At 46.7% G+C, this 16485-nt stretch carries 14 protein-coding genes; 6 read left to right on the top strand and 8 right to left on the bottom strand.

Translation table 11 applies throughout. The features are described 5' to 3' along the window. Window positions 1-71: 71 nt before the first annotated feature. Both glmM and rsmD read right to left on the bottom strand, forming a co-directional pair. On the bottom strand, window positions 72-1532 hold the full coding sequence (gene glmM / locus QUA01_RS09520) for a phosphoglucosamine mutase (protein WP_333089518.1): 1461 nt from the start codon (window positions 1530-1532) through the stop codon (window positions 72-74). Between the two features lie 295 nt (window positions 1533-1827). Further along, on the bottom strand, window positions 1828-2370 hold the full coding sequence (gene rsmD / locus QUA01_RS09515) for a 16S rRNA (guanine(966)-N(2))-methyltransferase RsmD (protein ID WP_333089336.1): 543 nt from the start codon (window positions 2368-2370) through the stop codon (window positions 1828-1830). A 169-nt stretch (window positions 2371-2539) separates the two neighbouring features. On the opposite strand from rsmD, the gene QUA01_RS09510 reads away from it, so the two are divergent. The 3 genes from QUA01_RS09510 (at window position 2540) to glgX (ending at window position 7442) form a co-directional block, all read left to right on the top strand. Beyond that, window positions 2540-2713 carry a hypothetical protein gene (locus tag QUA01_RS09510; protein WP_333089338.1) on the top strand — a complete coding sequence of 58 codons (174 nt, stop codon included), beginning with the start codon at window positions 2540-2542 and terminating at the stop codon, window positions 2711-2713. A 492-nt stretch (window positions 2714-3205) separates the two neighbouring features. Further along, complete coding sequence (gene treZ / locus QUA01_RS09505) at window positions 3206-5029, top strand: malto-oligosyltrehalose trehalohydrolase (RefSeq protein ID WP_333089520.1); 1824 nt, start codon at window positions 3206-3208, stop codon at window positions 5027-5029. Between the two features lie 214 nt (window positions 5030-5243). Then, entirely contained in the window at window positions 5244-7442 is a 2199-nt protein-coding gene (glgX, locus tag QUA01_RS09500) for a glycogen debranching protein GlgX (protein WP_333089341.1), read from the top strand. 70 nt (window positions 7443-7512) lie between these two features. Here the strand turns inward: glgX and hisH are convergent, their stop codons facing one another. Further along, entirely contained in the window at window positions 7513-8148 is a 636-nt protein-coding gene (gene hisH / locus QUA01_RS09495) for an imidazole glycerol phosphate synthase subunit HisH (protein WP_333089342.1), read from the bottom strand. A gap of 468 nt (window positions 8149-8616) precedes the next feature. On the opposite strand from hisH, the gene QUA01_RS09490 reads away from it, so the two are divergent. Continuing rightward, on the top strand, window positions 8617-9156 hold the full coding sequence (locus QUA01_RS09490) for a pyroglutamyl-peptidase I family protein (RefSeq protein WP_333089344.1): 540 nt from the start codon (window positions 8617-8619) through the stop codon (window positions 9154-9156). 388 nt (window positions 9157-9544) lie between these two features. Here QUA01_RS09490 and QUA01_RS09485 read toward each other — a convergent pair whose 3' ends face one another. The 5 genes from QUA01_RS09485 to lgt all read right to left on the bottom strand — a co-directional run bounded on the left by QUA01_RS09485 (window position 9545) and on the right by lgt (window position 13442). Beyond that, window positions 9545-10027, bottom strand: coding sequence for a flavin reductase family protein (locus QUA01_RS09485; RefSeq protein WP_333089345.1), 483 nt, complete (start codon window positions 10025-10027; stop codon window positions 9545-9547). Between the two features lie 16 nt (window positions 10028-10043). Continuing rightward, window positions 10044-10178, bottom strand: a complete 135-nt coding sequence (locus QUA01_RS09480; protein ID WP_333089346.1) for a hypothetical protein — start codon at window positions 10176-10178, stop codon at window positions 10044-10046. A 547-nt stretch (window positions 10179-10725) separates the two neighbouring features. Further along, complete coding sequence (locus QUA01_RS09475) at window positions 10726-11562, bottom strand: dienelactone hydrolase family protein (protein ID WP_333089348.1); 837 nt, start codon at window positions 11560-11562, stop codon at window positions 10726-10728. Between the two features lie 86 nt (window positions 11563-11648). After that, on the bottom strand, window positions 11649-12428 hold the full coding sequence (gene cobM / locus QUA01_RS09470; RefSeq protein WP_333089351.1) for a precorrin-4 C(11)-methyltransferase: 780 nt from the start codon (window positions 12426-12428) through the stop codon (window positions 11649-11651). Between the two features lie 120 nt (window positions 12429-12548). Then, window positions 12549-13442 carry a prolipoprotein diacylglyceryl transferase gene (gene lgt / locus QUA01_RS09465; RefSeq protein WP_333089353.1) on the bottom strand — a complete coding sequence of 298 codons (894 nt, stop codon included), beginning with the start codon at window positions 13440-13442 and terminating at the stop codon, window positions 12549-12551. A gap of 343 nt (window positions 13443-13785) precedes the next feature. Between lgt and rlmN the strand changes: the two genes are divergently transcribed. Together rlmN and QUA01_RS09455 are read left to right on the top strand one after the other, a co-directional pair. After that, a complete protein-coding gene (gene rlmN, locus QUA01_RS09460) occupies window positions 13786-14895 on the top strand; it encodes a 23S rRNA (adenine(2503)-C(2))-methyltransferase RlmN (RefSeq protein ID WP_333089355.1) in 1110 nt (369 codons plus the stop codon). 125 nt (window positions 14896-15020) lie between these two features. Next, window positions 15021-16472, top strand: a complete 1452-nt coding sequence (locus QUA01_RS09455) for a DUF3375 domain-containing protein (RefSeq protein WP_333089357.1) — start codon at window positions 15021-15023, stop codon at window positions 16470-16472. Window positions 16473-16485 lie beyond the last annotated feature (13 nt).

Raw genomic sequence — 16485 nt, 5'->3', positions numbered from 1 at the left:
CCTTCTTCCCTCTTCCTTCTTCCCTCTTCCTTCTTCCTTCTTCCCTCTTCCTTCTTCCTTCTTCCTTCAGATCAAAGAGATTGGTATTTCTGAACTGCCAACACCAAATTATCAGTCCAGAAATTAGCCAATTCGGCGCTGGCAGCTTCTACCATAACTCGGATCAGCGGTTCAGTGCCAGAAGCGCGAACCAAAATTCGTCCCTGTTCTCCCATTGCAGTTTTAGCACGGACGATCGCCCCTTGCAAAATTTCGCACTCGTGCCATTTTAGGCGTTTTTCCCGATCGTCCACCCGCACATTTACCAGCAACTGCGGATAAGTTTGGAAACTGCCGCTGACCAATTGCGCTAAAGATTCCCCGGATTGGCGCACCAGCGAAGCTATGTGCAAAGCTGTGAGCAAACCATCGCCACTAATACCAAAATGCGGACAAAGAATGTGTCCCGACTGTTCGCCGCCCAACATCGCACCGGTGCGCTGCATTTCAGCGTGAACGTGCTGATCTCCCACGTTCGTTCTAGTTAGTTTTCCTCCTAATTTTTCCCAAGCTCGCTCGAAGCCGAGGTTAGCCATTACAGTAGAAATAATTAAATTGGACGGTAACTGTTCGGAGGCGCGCAACTGCCGACCCCACAGATAAAGAATGTAATCGCCGTCAATCGATCGACCTTTGTTGTCAACACCCAAAACTCGATCGGCATCGCCATCAAAAGCAAATCCCACATCGGCATTGTGTTCCAAAACCGCCGCTTGCAAACTTTCGAGATGAGTAGAACCGCAGTTAACATTAATGCGATCGCCATCAGGAGAGTCGTGCAAACAGATAACATCCGCCCCCATTTTCTCAAATACCGCCGGTGCCAAACCAGCCGCCGCCCCCCAAGCCAAATCCAAAACCACCCGCATTCCCGACAAATTCATCTCTTGCAGCGAATCAGAGAGAGAAGCAGCATAATCTTTCACCAACTCCTGGCGGTGGTAGTGGTGTCCCAAAGCAAAACTAGCAACCGGAACCTTAGCCCCCCGGATTCCCGCTTCGATTTGTTCCTGCAACTGTTGCGACAGCTTAGAGCCGTTTGAGCCAAAAAACTTAATCCCGTTATCTTCAGGGGGATTGTGAGAAGCCGAAATCATCACACCGCCGACAGAATCCGAAATGCTTGCCAGATAAGCAACGCAGGGAGTCGGACACAAGCCCAAATTCCACACTTCTAAACCGGCCGCTGTCAAACCCGCAGACAGCGCCATTGCCAGCATATCGCTAGAATTCCTGCTGTCTTGCCCCAACATCACATGGCCCTGGTTGGGGGCATTTTGGCGGAGAACTTGCCCAGCCCAGAAGCCAATTTGCAGCGCTAGGGATGCAGTCAGCAATTCTCCCACTTTCCCGCGAATGCCGTCTGTGCCGAAGAGTTTTGTATTTGGCAGCGGGGCGCTATCTCCCAGCAGAATCGTATCGCGTTTGACTGGGCTTGCTGAATTAACAGCCGGAAACTCGCTGCCGCGATGGCGCGAAGGTGTCTGAACCATATTCACTCCTTTAGGAATATTCACACTCACACTTTGCAGTTCATGTTACAACTGAAAGTCTTTATTTTCAGCGTAAACTCGATTTATTTCGGGGATTTATCAGGTAACGTACCCTGTCAACCTACGCACAAAGTTTAACTTTTCGGGAAAAATTTGTATCGGACTCAAGGGCTAAATTTTACGATCTGCAGGCGCTTGCAGGATGGTTGAGACCGCTATTCGGGACGATCGCACTGCGCGATCGTTCGGATCTGGGCGGGATTTGATATTATGATGCTGATGCCGTTTGAGCTGGTCAGCCACTGCGGGCATAGAAAGTTAATGCTGTATTGCCGTATATTTTTTGTCGGCAAATTTCTAGGCCGGGAATCGGTTGTGTCGATCGATCGGGGCTGTGTTCGATCGCAATTTCGCCATCAGGTGCTAGCATTTCTTGGCTGGCGAGCTTGTTTAACAGAGGTTCGTACAAGTCGCTGGCGTAGGGCGGATCGAAGTAAACGCGATCGAACTGCTGTCCTCCCAGCGCCCCCAATTTTACCATCGCGTTTCCCCGCAGGATTTGGAATGTTTGGGAAGAGCCTGCTACTTTCTCCCAGTTTTCATGAATAATCGCACAAGCTTTCGCCGACTGTTCGATGCCAGTAACACTAGCCGCCCCCCGACACAAAGCTTCTGCGCCCATCGAGCCGCTGCCGGTACAAATGTCAAGCCATCTGCAACCTGCGATCGTCCCCTGCCAAATATTAAACAAAGCTTCTCTGACTCGCGAAGGCGTAGGACGAGTGGCTAGTCCCGGCAGAGTTTTGATTTGGCGGTTGCCGCAGATTCTCAAGCTCATTTAACACCCAATTTGTCACACTATTTTATAATTAATTTGATTCGCCAAACTAAGTTGGAATGCAAGGCTGCATCTCCGACTTAGCAGCATTTCTTTGAGTGCTTTGGCGAGTTCGCCCCGGCCCAAAATATCTGCATAAATTGGGGAATATCTCCCGAAAGCATTAAGAGTGCCAGCGTCTCGATCGCTAGCTGTACAATACTCGCGATCGCCCGAAACCGATTCTGCGATCGATCGCCAGCGGGGATGCCCTATAATATCAAATCCCGTAGCATCGGAATTATATAGTGCCGTCGCGCTGGCGATCGACTTCGCCAGCGCGACCTCACTATCAATGATTTAAATATGTGATTTCGATGCTATCGGAAACGATATAAAAGCTGGCTTGATGCTCCCTGGCCGTCGGTAATTATAAATGACGATCGCCATTTTGTCTGTCAAATATCATACATTTGGCAGATGCTCCTGTCGCTCAACCTATGATGTATCCAACTAAAAAATAAAATAATGGCTGGAAAAAAGCTAATGTCCCATCTCAAATTGGCTGAAACTCGCTCTAATCAAGGGTTTTTTGAAGTGATAAAGCTCTCTTGAGAGAGGGGATAATATCGACTATCGCTTGGCAAACAGCCAGCTTACTGTTATACTTCTGTCAAGCCAGCAGGGAATGTCTGAAAAATCGAAGCAAATTGGGATAGACAAGCCCGATGTTGAAACATACTTCGAGGATAACGCCTGCGGCTGGCATCCAAAAAACGATCGAATAGTTGATAAAAAAAATAGAATCGTTAAATTGGAGCAAAAATATGATGTTACATGGAATCAATCAGTAAATATGAGAATTGGCGCAACGTATCTGGGCAATAATCGCTGTGAATTTACGCTATGGGCACCCTTGTTACAAGATGTAGCAGTCCAAATCACAGCACCCGAACCACAACTAATCTCCATGCAAAAAAAACGGAGAGGATATTGGACTGTCACAGCCCAAGGGGTGTCTCCAGGTACGCTTTATACCTATCAACTAGATGGAAAGACAACGCTACCAGATCCAGCATCCTATAGTCAACCCGAAGGCGTTCACAACCCCTCAGAAGTAGTCGATCAAAGTGCATTTGTTTGGAACGATGCCGACTGGCAAGGGATTGCTCTGGCAGACTATATCATGTACGAGGTACACGTAGGCGCGTTTACCGAAGAAGGAACATTCGAGGCAATGATTGACCGTCTCGATGACTTGAAAGAATTGGGAGTTAACGCGATCGAAATTATGCCCGTGGCGCAGTTTCCGGGCGATCGCAATTGGGGCTACGATGGCGTATATCCCTTTGCCGTTCAATCCTCCTACGGCGGCGTTAACGGCTTGAAAACCCTAGTCGATGCTTGCCACCAAAAAGGCTTAGCCGTTGTCCTAGATGTCGTCTACAATCACCTAGGCCCCGAAGGCAACTATACCTCGAATTTTGCCCCCTACTTTACCGATAAATATCGTACCCCTTGGGGAAACGCCCTCAACTTTGATGATGCTGGTAGCTATGGCGTTCGCAATTTCTTTATCGAAAATGCCCTCTACTGGTTTCGGGATTGTCACATTGATGCGCTGAGGTTAGATGCCATTCACGCGATTTACGACTTCTCCGCCAAGCACTTTTTAGCCGAGTTAGCCGAAAAAACCGGAGAATTGTCCCAACAGCAAGGGCGATCGTTTTACTTAATTGCTGAAAGCGACCTCAACGACGTTCGGATTATCAATCCTCCCAGCAAAGGCGGCTACGATATCAATGCCCAATGGTGCGATGATTTTCACCACTGTTTGCACAGCCTCATTACCAAGGAAGACCTAGGTTATTACCAAGATTTTCGCGAGTTCAGAACCTTAGTGAAAGTCTTGCAAGAAGGATTTGCTTATGCAGGAGAGTATTCGGAATTTAGACAGCGCTACCACGGCAGTCCGGCGGGCAATTTCGACCCGGATCAATTCGTCGTTTGTTGCCAAAATCACGACCAAGTGGGCAACAGAATGTTAGGCGAACGGCTGGCACATTTGGTCTCGTTTGAAGCACTAAAATTGGCAGCAGCTACGGTATTGCTTTCTCCTTACATTCCTTTATTATTTATGGGGGAAGAGTACGGTGAAGAAGCACCATTTCTGTATTTTGTCAGCCACGGCGATCCAGATTTAGTTGAGTCGGTGCGCCAGGGAAGAAAGGCCGAGTTCAAAGAATTTCACCACACAGGAGAACCGCCGGACGTACAAGACAAGACAACATTTTTGCAATCAAAGCTTAACTGGAAAAAACGGCGCGAAGGCAAGCATAAAGTGTTGTTAGAGTTGTATCGAACTCTGATCAAACTTCGCCAAGAAATTCCTGCCTTGAAGTGTCGCGATCGCCAAAGCATTGATATTAACAGTTTTGACGGTGAAAAAATCATTACCCTCATCAGAAGCGTTGACGACAGTGAAGTCTTAGCAATCTTTAATTTCAGCGATACCACACAAAAAACTAAACTTGTACTACCAGAAGGAAACTGGCAAAAAGTCTTAGACTCATCCGACCCTCAGTGGATGGGGGACGGTTCGACTTTGCCCGAAAAACTTACAGGCCAAGCCGAGGTCAGCCTTCGGCATCAAAGCTTTATTCTATATCAAGTTGAATAGTTTTCTCCTAAAAAGTCTGTAAACAGCAGGCATCTTGCCTACCATTGATATCATGTTCGATCGATCGCAATCAGCAAGGATCGCGCGTGCGGACGACCGTCCGCCCAAAAGCGGTTTTTGTGATGGTAATCGATCGAACATGATAGGAAAGGCTTTTTGCTACAAGTCTAATGATTGATTGTTCAACTTAAATAAAATTACCACTCTAGGTTCTATGGATTTAAAACTTTGGCCCGGTAAACCCTATCCCTTGGGTTCAACATGGGACGGTAAAGGCACTAATTTTGCCCTATTTTCCGAAAATGCCACAGCAGTCGAATTGTGCTTGTTCGACGAAAAAGGGTGGGAAACCCGAGTCCCGCTGACTGAAGTCTACAACTTCATTTGGCACTGCTACATTCCCGGCATCAAACCCGGTCAATTGTACGGGTTTCGCGTCCGCGGCCCCTACGAACCCTCAGCCGGACATCGGTTCAACCCCGCCAAACTGCTGATCGACCCCTACGCAAAAGCCATCGCCGGAGATGTGGATCACGGACGGGAACTCTTCGGCTATGACTGGGACGACGAAGCCGAAGACTTATCCTACAGCGCATTAGACGATTCTCATTTAATCCCCAAAGCCGTTGTCATCGATGAATCCTTCGACTGGGAAGGCGACACTCACCCACAACTGGCTTGGCACAAAACCATCATCTACGAGATGCACGTCAAAGGCTTTACTCAACTGCATCCCGACATTCCCGAACCCTTGCGGGGAACCTACGCCGGACTCGCCCATCCCGCCGCCATCGACCACCTGAAATCCTTGGGGATTACCGCCGTCGAACTCCTCCCCGTCCACCACTTCATCGGCTGTCCCGGATTTCTGGATGCCAAGGGACTGCGGAACTACTGGGGCTACGACTCGATTAACTATTTCGCACCTTACTCCAGCTACAGCGCCAGCGGCGACACCGGCGAACAGGTGAATGAATTTAAGGAAATGGTCAAAGCCCTGCACGCTGCGGGCATTGAGGTGATTCTCGATGTGGTCTACAACCACACCGGAGAGGGCAACCACATGGGCCCGACCATCTCGTTTCGAGGCATCGATAACGCCGTTTACTACCGCCTCGTGAAAGAGAATCCCCGCTACTACATGGATTACAGCGGCTGCGGCAACTCCCTCAACGTCTTCCATCCCCAAGTATTGAAGCTGATTATGGACAGCTTGCGGTATTGGGTGTTGGAGATGCACGTCGATGGGTTCCGCTTCGATTTGGCGACGGTTTTAGCGCGGGAAACCGATCGCGTCGATACTTTTGCTGCCTTTTTCGATATCATCCACCAAGACCCAGTTTTGTGCGATGTCAAGTTAATCGCCGAACCTTGGGACATCGGCGAAGGCGGCTATCAAGTCGGAAAATTCCCCTTGCTGTGGTCGGAGTGGAACGGTCGCTACCGCGATACCATGCGCGACTTTTGGCGGGGAACCGATGAAACTCTCTCTCAGTTTGCCTACAGCTTTACCGGAAGTTCCGATTTGTACGAAAGTAACGGACGGCGACCCCACGCCAGCATCAACTTTATCACTGCCCACGACGGGTTTACCCTGCACGATTTGGTCAGCTACAACCAAAAACACAACGAAGCTAACGGTGAAGACAGTCGCGACGGGGAAAACCACAATCAGTCTTGGAACTGCACGATGGTGGAATTCCCATATACCGAAGCGCTAGGAGAGGGAGAATATCCACCTCCGCCAGACCCCTGTGCTGGGGACGGGGAAACTGAGGATCCCGAAGTGCAGGCGTTGCGAGAACGCCAAAAGCGGAATTTTTTAACTTCGTTACTGCTGTCCCAAGGGGTGCCGATGCTGGTGGCGGGAGACGAAATGGGGCGAAGTCAAGGAGGCAATAACAACGCTTACTGTCAGGACAATGAAATCTCGTGGGTGGATTGGGGATTGCAGTTCAAAAACGCCGATCAACTCGAATTTACCCGCGAGTTAACCCGCTTGCGGCGCGAACATCCGGTATTCCGCCGGCGTAAGTGGTTCCAAGGGCGCGCCATTCACGGTTCTCAAGTTAGCGATATTGCTTGGTTTAACCCCGATGGCGGGGAAATGACTGACGAACAGTGGCAAGTGGGATATGCTAAGGCGATCGGCATTTTCCTCAACGGCGAACAACTTGCTACGCCAAATGCTCGCGGCGAACGGATTATCGACGATAGTTTTCTGTTGTTTTTCAATGCTTATTGGGAGACGCTGGATTTTGTGATTCCCCCTCGCTTTCAAAGTTTGCAGTGGATTGCTGTGCTTGACACTGCTGAACCGAAATTTGTGGAATCTCAAGGGCGAATTTATGCAAAGGGGAAAGCTGTTCCGGTGACGGCGCGATCGGTGGTGATTTTAAAGTGTCTCAAATAAGATTGGCGATCGAACATAGCTGATTTATTAAAAACCCGGTTTCTTGAAGAAATCGGGTTTTTAATTGACTCTAAGCGGCTACTTTTGTTCTCACTTGATTCACAAAATTTGAGAGCATTTGCAATCCCGTGCTTGAAGACTTTTCCGGGTGAAATTGTACGGCCATCAGATTGTCTTTAGCTATGGCCGCCGTCACCGTCTGACTTCCGTGCGTCACCAATGCAGCTTTGACTGTTGAGTCCACCGGATCGACATAATAGGAATGCACTAAATACACCCAAGGTTGAGATGAAAGATTGTGCCACAGCGGCAAATTTGGCTGAGTAAATTCTAACTGATTCCATCCCATGTGCGGAATGGTTAACCCCGGTTCCGAGCGAAATCGGCGCACTTTTCCGGCAATAATTCCCAATCCTGCTTCTGTACCTTCTTCGGAACTGTCAAACAGCATTTGCAAGCCCAAACAAATGCCTAAAAAAGGCTTTCCAGAGGCGATCGCATTTGTTATCGGTTCTATCAAATTGCGCGATCGCAAATTCTGCATTGCCGGGTCAAAGGAACCAACTCCCGGCAAAACCACCGCATCAGCCTGCTCGATTGCAGCAGGAGAATCCGTAATTTTTGGCACTGCGCCCACATTTTCCAAGCCTTTACAGACCGAGTGCAGATTGCCCATGTCATAGTCTACTACTGCGATGACAGACATTGACTTACTTGCCTTATATGATCAATTTTTAGTATTATTGCACAAAACGTCAGTAGTTAGTAGTTAGTAGTTAGTAGTCAGTAGTCAGTAGTCAGTAGTCAGTAGTCAGTAGTCAGTAGTCAGTAGTCAGTAGTCAGTAGTCAGTAGTCATTAGTCATTAGTCATTAGTCATTAGTCATTAGTCAGTAGTCATTAGTCAGTAGTCATTAGTCATTAGTCATTAGTCAGTAGTCATTAGTTAACAGTTAACAGTTAACAGCCAACAGTCAACAGTTAACAGCCAACAGTTAACAGCCAACAGTCAACAGCCAACAGCCAACAGTCTGATGAATTTTCAATTCCTGATTCCCATATTCGAGAGTCGTAGGGACTGGTTCATCAGTATTTCTGCTGTAAAACCAGAGGATTTTTGATACTCGCCCCTACCCAGCGACAAGGTTTTCTGCACGTCAATTTACGGGAGATTATATGAATACCAAAATCCTGCTAACTTCATTTGACACTTGGCGATCGCATCAGCAATCAAATTCTTCTGACGATTTATTAGCTAACATTTCCCAAATTCAATCTTTGCCTGATTCCCTAACTTTTTTGAGGAAACTACCCGTAGATTCCCAGCTAGCAGCGAATTTGGCGATCGCCCAAATCAACCAACTCCAACCAGACATAATTATCTGCTGTGGCATGGCAGAAAGCAGGGAAAAATTAACCGTGGAATCCTGCGCTTGCTGCGATACGGACATTTTGAAAACAACAGTTAATCTTGAAGCGCTAGTCGCAGATTTAGCCGTCACAGAAATCAGTCACGAAGCCGGGAAATATGTTTGCGAAGACCTCTATTATGCGGTTTTAAAGCATATTCATGATTCTCAAATACCCACTCAATGTATTTTTGTCCACGTCCCGATTTTAACTCCCGACAACACCGACAAGATTGTTGCTGATTTTTTATCTATTGTGAATCGCTTAACAATTAACTATAGTATTTCCAGCTCTCATATGAGGTAATGTCGGGCATTGGCCAAACAGGGCATTGGCCAAACAGGGCATTGGCCAAACAGGGCATACCTCACAACGCGATCGAGCCGCTATATCTAGCAACTAACAACTAACAACTAACAACTAACAACTAAGAGGGCGGGCACGGGGCACCGCCCCTAGCAACTAACAACTGAGAGGGCGGGCACGCACCATCCACCGCCCCTACCAACTAACAAATAACAAATAACAAATAACAACTAACAACTAACAAATAACAAATAACAACTAACAACTAACAACTAACAACTAACAACTGACAACTAACAAATAACAACTAACAACTAACAACTAACAACTGACAACTAACAACTGACAACTGACAATTGGCAATTGCCAATTGCCAATTGCCAAGTTTTTAGCCGCCGTAATTCCAACCAGTGCTTTCTAATAGCAACGGATCGCCTTCTCGGTGAACGCCGGCGGCTACCACTTCTCCGACATACACCGTATGATCACCGTGTTTTACAGCACCGACAACATTGCACTCAATGTAACCCAGAGAGTCGGAGATAATCGGACAACCAGTTTCGGCCCCGGCATAAAATTCTACATCCTCAAATTTATTGCCAACGCGCCGCTGCGGCTTGAAGAATTTTTGGGCTAACTCTTTTTGTCCTGCTTCTAGGAAACTCAAAGCAAAGACTCCGCTGGCTTCGATCATGGCGTGGGATTTTGAGTCTTGCTTGACGCAGTTGACGACTAAGGGAGGGGTAAAGGAAGATTGCATCACCCAGCTAGCGGTGAAACCGTTGAGTTCCTCCCCGTCTTTGACGCCGCAGATGTACAATCCGTGGGGGATTTTCCGCAAGATGGTCTTTTTAGCTTGTTCGTCTAGCACGGGCTTACCTGTCGATCTATAATTCTACACAGGCCAGTTTACCAAGTTGCGCCCACAAACCCAACTGTCTTAAGGGCGATCGGGCTACACTGATATTGTTCAGATTGCCTGTCTGGCTGTTTTCGATCGCAAATAGGCTGCTTCGCGCCACCTTTATTTTGTTAGAATTAAATTTAGGTATTTGTATTGTTTGACAACCAAGTATATACGAATATTTTTAGCTGCGGGTTTGCATTTTTTGGTTCAATGTAGAACAATTGTTGTTTTTATGCTGGTAGTTGGTGTTTTTGCATTTAGCAGGAAAGCTAAATCCCGTGAGGGATTGCAGGAAGAAATGGCTTGATTTTGCCCTAGTCGTTCAGTCAGGGCGGGTTGATAGATATTCTGGAGGTAAGTTACAGATTGTTGGTGAAATTCCCCCCTAAGATATAATACTAACTTATATCGTTTCCGGTCAATTAAAAACGATAAAATTGGTTTTTAGTGCGGACTTTAGTCCGTAAAAAGGAGCGGACTGAAGTTCGCACTACGAACGTTTCTAGCCACAAAAAGAAGCGGAATAAAGTCCGCAATACGAACGTTTCTAGCCGCAATTATATCTTCACGAATCCCCAAAAATAAATATCTAAAATACCAAGATTTGTAGATACTATATTGACCTGTCAAGGGGTAGCGAGCAAATATTGATTGGGAATGTGTTATGCAACTCCGTGCTTCTTAAACCAATTTTGCAGCTTTTGCCAAGCATCCTTGGCATCTTTTTCTCGGTAAGTGGGGCGATAGTCGGCATTAAAACCGTGCGGCGCATCTGCATAAACTACGATTTCGGAACCGCTGCTGCCGGTTTTGAGCAGTTGCTGCATTTTTTCGACTGTATCCAGGGGAATTGAGTCATCGTTGCCACCGTAAAGACCCAATACGGGCACTGTCAAAGTTGCTGCAAGGTCGATCGGCTGTTTGGGAGTTAAAGCCGTAGAAGCTCCAACCAAACGCCCGTACCAAGCCACTCCTGCTTTGACTTTTGGGTTGTGGGCCGCGTACATCCAAACAATTCGGCCTCCCCAGCAAAATCCGGTAATTCCCAACTTATTAATATTGCCTTTTCCTGACTTTTGTGCCCACTCTACGGTAGCATCTAAATCGGACATAACTTGAGCGTCGGGAACTTTCGAGACAACTTTACTAATAATTTCTTGGATGTCGGTGATTTTAGAAACATCGCCTTGACGGGCAAACATTTCTGGGGCGATCGCCAAATAGCCTAATTTGGCAAAACGGCGGCAAATATCTTGAATGTGTGCATGAACTCCGAAGATTTCTTGAATTACTAAAATTACTGGAAAATCGCTGCCAGTAGCGGGCATTGCTCTGTAGGCTGGAATGAACTCGTCTTTCACGGGAATTTTTACTTCACCTGCTATTAAGCCAGTTTTATCTGTGGTAATAGTTGCCAACGAAATAGGATGAACTGCTAAGGCAAATCCGGCGGTTAATGCGGTGACAGTCATAAATTCTCTGCGAGTTAAATCTTTCATGGGTAATGGGGAATTGGGAATGGGGAATGGGGAATTGGGAATTGGGAATTGGGAATTGGGAATTGGGAATTGTCAACCACTACTGACTACTGACGGAAAAGCCGATCGTGCTCTGGATGGTACAAGCGCGATCGCCCTTGGGCTTCTTTTCCCAACGCCGGACTGATAACATACATTGTCGTTCTGAACAAACTATTTTCGCGGGTAGCAACCGCCATTTTGTCAAGGGGAACCAGGACAATTTTTTCATCCGGCCAGCCCAAGCGATAACAAATCGCCACTGGTAAATCCGATGGGTAATGTTCCATCAATTTAGCTTGAGCTCGATCGACATGGCGCGCGCTCAAATACAGGCACAAACTCGCTTGATGGGCCGCTAAACTCGCCAATTCTTCGCGATCGGGTACTTCCGTACGGCCGCTAATTCGGGTCAAAATAATTGTCTGTACAATTCCGGGAACTGTCAACTCAATTTTAAGTTTCGCTGCGGCAAGTTGGAAAGCGCTAATTCCCGGAATTACCTCAAAAGCAATTCCCGCCTCGGCCAAAGCTTGCATTTGTTCGCCCACAGCGCCGTAGAGACAGGGATCGCCGGAATGGAGGCGGACGAGGCTTTTCCCGGCGCGCACTCGTTCCACCATCAAAGGTACAATCTCTTCGAGAGTCTTATCTGCAGTTTGGATAACTTCAGCATCTGCGCGCACTCCCTGCAAAATTTGCTGCGGGATTAGGGAATCAGCAAATAATATGACATCGGCGACAGCCAGTAATTTTTGAGCCTTAACAGTCAACAAATCCGGGTCTCCCGGGCCTGCACCTACAATGTACACCCCTGAAAGGGGGGCTTCAATTTCTGTCAAACTCATGGCTGCTAAAAAATTTGCTAAATTTACCGGCGCTTCCGGATGCACCGATTTTGGCTGGAAGTAAGGGATGGTAGATGCACCCTGGTTTTGAGCCCTAGAGACTAACCTCTCTGGGGTTTTTTATCGATCGCCCGGGGATTTGCGATCGATATTTGCCCGATCGCTATTGGGGGAGACAACATCGGGTAAAGGTCGATCGAGCAAATAAAGCCAAGCCAACCCGCCCAAACCTAACACAATCCCAGTCAAACTTACCATCTGTGCAGCCCTGAGTGGCCCGAACATCAAACTATCAGTTCGCAACCCTTCAATCCAAACTCTACCGGAACTGTAAGCTGCCAGGTAAACCAAAAACAAAGCACCTGTTTTCAACCTAATTTTTCCTTGCAAATCGCGGAAGAACAAAGTCAGCAGCAACCCAAATACTGTCAAATTCCACAGAGATTCGTAGAGAAATGTGGGGTGGAAGTATTCAAAATTAGCGTAGCCGATCGGGCGGCTGTTTGGCGGAATATAAAGTTTCCAAGGTAAATCCGTAGGGCCGCCAAAAGCTTCGGAGTTAAAGAAATTTCCCCAGCGTCCGATCGCCTGACCGAGAATTACCGAAGGCGCGATTAAATCTGCCAATTGCCAAAAAGAAACTCGCTGGATTTTCGCAAAAATTAAAGCTGCGATCGTGCCGCCCAAAATCGCCCCGTGAATAGCAATTCCGCCTTTCCAAATCGCTATAATATCTTCAGGTCTTTGGGCATATTGCGGCCACTCAAAAGCCACGTAATAAATTCGAGCGCAGGGAATAGCGCCCAGAACCAGCCAAATTGCTAAATCGCCCAGCAATTCTGGGTTGACGCGGCGCTTTTCGGCCAAATATTGGGACAAACTGACCCCTATTAAGACGGCAGAAGCTATCAACAGCCCGTACCAACGGATAGCTACGGGGCCGAGTTGAAAGATAATCGGGCCGGGGGATGTAAATTGAAACGCTAAGGGCAGCGCAAGAATATTTAGCACCATAAAAGTTGCATTAATTGTGATGGAAAGCAGTCAGATTGCATACCCTAAAATAAACTCCAGAGTTTATTTTAGGGGGCTGCGGTCATTTACACGCAATTTTTGGGGGATTTGGTCAAAAATTAACTGGATTCTTGATTGTGCAGATTTCTGTCTGGAGTTTTCTTTGTGAGTCTACAATAACAGCCCCCTAACCCCCTTTTTTAAAGGGGGGAACCGGATTATTTTTAAAGTCGCCCTTGTTAAGGGATTTAGAGGGATCGAGACTTCACCTTTTTCAGAATTAACGGCAGCTTTGGTCGAGAAGTTTTAATATGGAGGATGGCTTTAAATTTTCTGATGACCTATGCCTTCTACTTCCGTTTCTCAGGTGTACTCTTCTGGTAATTCCAAGGGTGCGAATCAGTCTCGCAAGACTGCTGCTTTGGCTGTTGAGTCTGGTAAAATTCCGCCGTTGTTGGGCGCGAGTTTGGCTGAGTTAACGGAGTGGGTACAGCAAAACGGGCAACCCGCTTATCGCGGGAAGCAGTTGTACCAGTGGATTTATGAGAGAGGCGCGCGATCGATCTCTGAGATTTCTGTATTCTCTAAACAGTGGCGCGAGACTGTTGCTAAAGTCCCGATCGGGCGATCGACCATTCACTATCGATCGGTCGCACCAGACTCTACCGTAAAGTATCTTCTAAAATTAGCAGACGGTCAAATCATCGAAACCGTCGGCATTCCCACCGAAAAACGGCTGACAGTGTGCGTCTCAGCCCAAGTTGGCTGCGCGATGGGCTGCGACTTTTGCGCTACGGGAAAAGGCGGTTTCAAGCGCAATTTAGAAGTAAACGAAATTGTCGATCAAGTCTTGACAGTACAGCAAGATTTCGGCCGCCGAGTCAGCCACATCGTATTTATGGGAATGGGCGAACCCCTGCTGAATTTCGATAATGTTGTAGCTGCTGTCAAGTGTTTGAATCAAGACGTAGGAATTGGACAGCGCAACATCACCATTTCTACAGTAGGAATTCGCAATCGCATCAGCCAACTAGCCGAACATCAACTGCAAGTTACCCTCGCCGTCAGCCTCCACGCTTCCAATCAAAGATTGCGCGAAGAGTTAATTCCTAGCGCCCGCCCTTATCCTTTGGGTGAGTTAGTAGCAGAATGTCGGGAATATGTGCGATCGACTGGACGCAGATTAAGCTTTGAATACGTGCTCTTAGCAAACGTAAATGATTTACCAGAACACGCAGCCGAGTTAGCAACTCAGTTGCGCGGTTTTCAGTGTCACGTCAATTTGATTCCTTACAATCCGATTCAAGAAGCTGAATATCAGCGTCCGACTCCCAATCGAATCAATAATTTTGTTGCGGTTTTGAAGGAGAAGAAAATTGCAGTTAGCGTGCGGTATTCTCGCGGCTTAGAGGCCGATGCCGCCTGCGGACAATTGCGGGCATCTGAGGTTTAAATTTTAAGAGTGTATGAGTTATGCAGTGTGCGGTAAAATAAATTTACTAGCACTCATAACTCATACTCGTAAATACTGAATTTCAAGCTTTAAGACAATTAAATTGTTAATATAATCCTTTAAATATGGAACATGACAGCATAGAATATGACTTAAAAAATGAGCCTAGTCTCAATCTTTTAAGAATTGACAATGCACCATTAATTATTAGTTTTTTATATCTACAGTTCAAGTCTTCAGATAAGATTACCGTTTCCCAATCAGAACTCGTAGAAAAACTTGAAAATTATTTAGAGAAGCTGCGCGAACATGAACCGGAACGATATTGTAGGAAAGCACAGACTTACCTGGACACTTGGTGCAATAGCGATCATCAGTTCTTGAAGAAATATTATTTAACAAAAAATGACGATCCAGTTTTTGAACTTGCACCGGGTACTAATCGGGCGATTGGTTGGCTGGAAGATTTGAAGAGGAGAGAGTTTATTGGCACTGAATCCCAGTTTTTAGAGATATTTGCACTGCTCAAAGAAATTGTCACTAAAAGTACAGAAGATCCAGCAGTGCGTTTGGAGGAATTAGAAAAACAAAAAGCAGCCATTCAGAAAGAAATCGACACCATCGAACAAACTGGTGAGGTTGAGCGCTACAGCGAAGCTAAGCTCAAAGAGTGGTTTCTTAAAGCTAATGATGTGGCGCGTCGGCTGCTTGCTGACTTTGGAGAAGTCGAGCAAAATTTTAAAGCAATCACGGACAAAGTGAAAAAGGCACAGCTAAAAGAGGAGGGGGGAAAGGGTTTAGTTGTCGCACAGGTAATTGATGCCGATGAAGAAATTAGAAAATCCGATCAGGGGCGCAGCTTCTATGCCTTCCGAAATTTTCTGGCAGATCCTTCCAAACAGGAAGAATTGGAAAAAATGATTGATGGGGTATATGGCTTGCCAGAACTTCATGATTTGGGTAAAAAAAATCCCATACTACGAATAATTAAACGCAGTCTAATTAAAGCTAGCGACAAAATTATTAAATCAAATTATCGTCTTGCCGAACAGTTGCGAAAAACGCTGGCAGAACAGCATATCGCAGAGAACAGGCGAGTGAAAGAACTGATTGCCCAAATTAAAAAATTAGCACTTACCGTGGTGGAGAATCCTCCAGAAACTGAGGAATTTATCTGGATAGAAGGCGACCCGGAAGTGCAAATGGTGATGGACAGACCGAGGTGGAAACCCACAGAAGAGCGAATATTTAAAAGCTACAATTTTAGCGAGGAAAATGGCGATTTATCGAGGAAGAAACTTGAGGAACTCCGAAATTATTGTTATGTGGATGAGGAAGTATTGAAGCAGCGGATTGCTGCAATGTTGGAAAGTCAACATCAGGTAACGCTAGCTGAAATAATTGAGAGGTATCCGGTGGAAAACGGTTTACCTGAAGTTATTGCTTATTTGGCGATCGCTTCGGGCGATCGAAAACACGCGATCGATGACTCCGCGAGCGATCGCATAGACATCGCCAGTTACAATAAGGAAAACCTCATGCACCTGACACTGCCGCAAGTTATTTTTAAAAGATAAGCACAGCAAATTT

It is taken from the genome of Microcoleus sp. S36a_B3 (assembly GCF_036700745.1).
Classification (GTDB): Bacteria; Cyanobacteriota; Cyanobacteriia; order Cyanobacteriales; family Microcoleaceae; genus Microcoleus.
This window is presented reverse-complemented; position numbering and strand designations above follow the sequence as displayed.

Coding starts and splice junctions, on each gene's coding strand:
- glmM (WP_333089518.1), bottom strand. CDS start 1,532: ATGGTTCAGACACCTTCGCGCCATCGCGGCAGCGAGTTTCCGGCTGTT.
- rsmD (WP_333089336.1), bottom strand. CDS start 2,370: ATGAGCTTGAGAATCTGCGGCAACCGCCAAATCAAAACTCTGCCGGGA.
- treZ (WP_333089520.1), top strand. CDS start 3,206: ATGAGAATTGGCGCAACGTATCTGGGCAATAATCGCTGTGAATTTACG.
- glgX (WP_333089341.1), top strand. CDS start 5,244: ATGGATTTAAAACTTTGGCCCGGTAAACCCTATCCCTTGGGTTCAACA.
- hisH (WP_333089342.1), bottom strand. CDS start 8,148: ATGTCTGTCATCGCAGTAGTAGACTATGACATGGGCAATCTGCACTCG.
- QUA01_RS09490 (WP_333089344.1), top strand. CDS start 8,617: ATGAATACCAAAATCCTGCTAACTTCATTTGACACTTGGCGATCGCAT.
- QUA01_RS09475 (WP_333089348.1), bottom strand. CDS start 11,562: ATGAAAGATTTAACTCGCAGAGAATTTATGACTGTCACCGCATTAACC.
- cobM (WP_333089351.1), bottom strand. CDS start 12,428: ATGAGTTTGACAGAAATTGAAGCCCCCCTTTCAGGGGTGTACATTGTA.
- lgt (WP_333089353.1), bottom strand. CDS start 13,442: ATGGTGCTAAATATTCTTGCGCTGCCCTTAGCGTTTCAATTTACATCC.
- rlmN (WP_333089355.1), top strand. CDS start 13,786: ATGCCTTCTACTTCCGTTTCTCAGGTGTACTCTTCTGGTAATTCCAAG.
- QUA01_RS09455 (WP_333089357.1), top strand. CDS start 15,021: ATGGAACATGACAGCATAGAATATGACTTAAAAAATGAGCCTAGTCTC.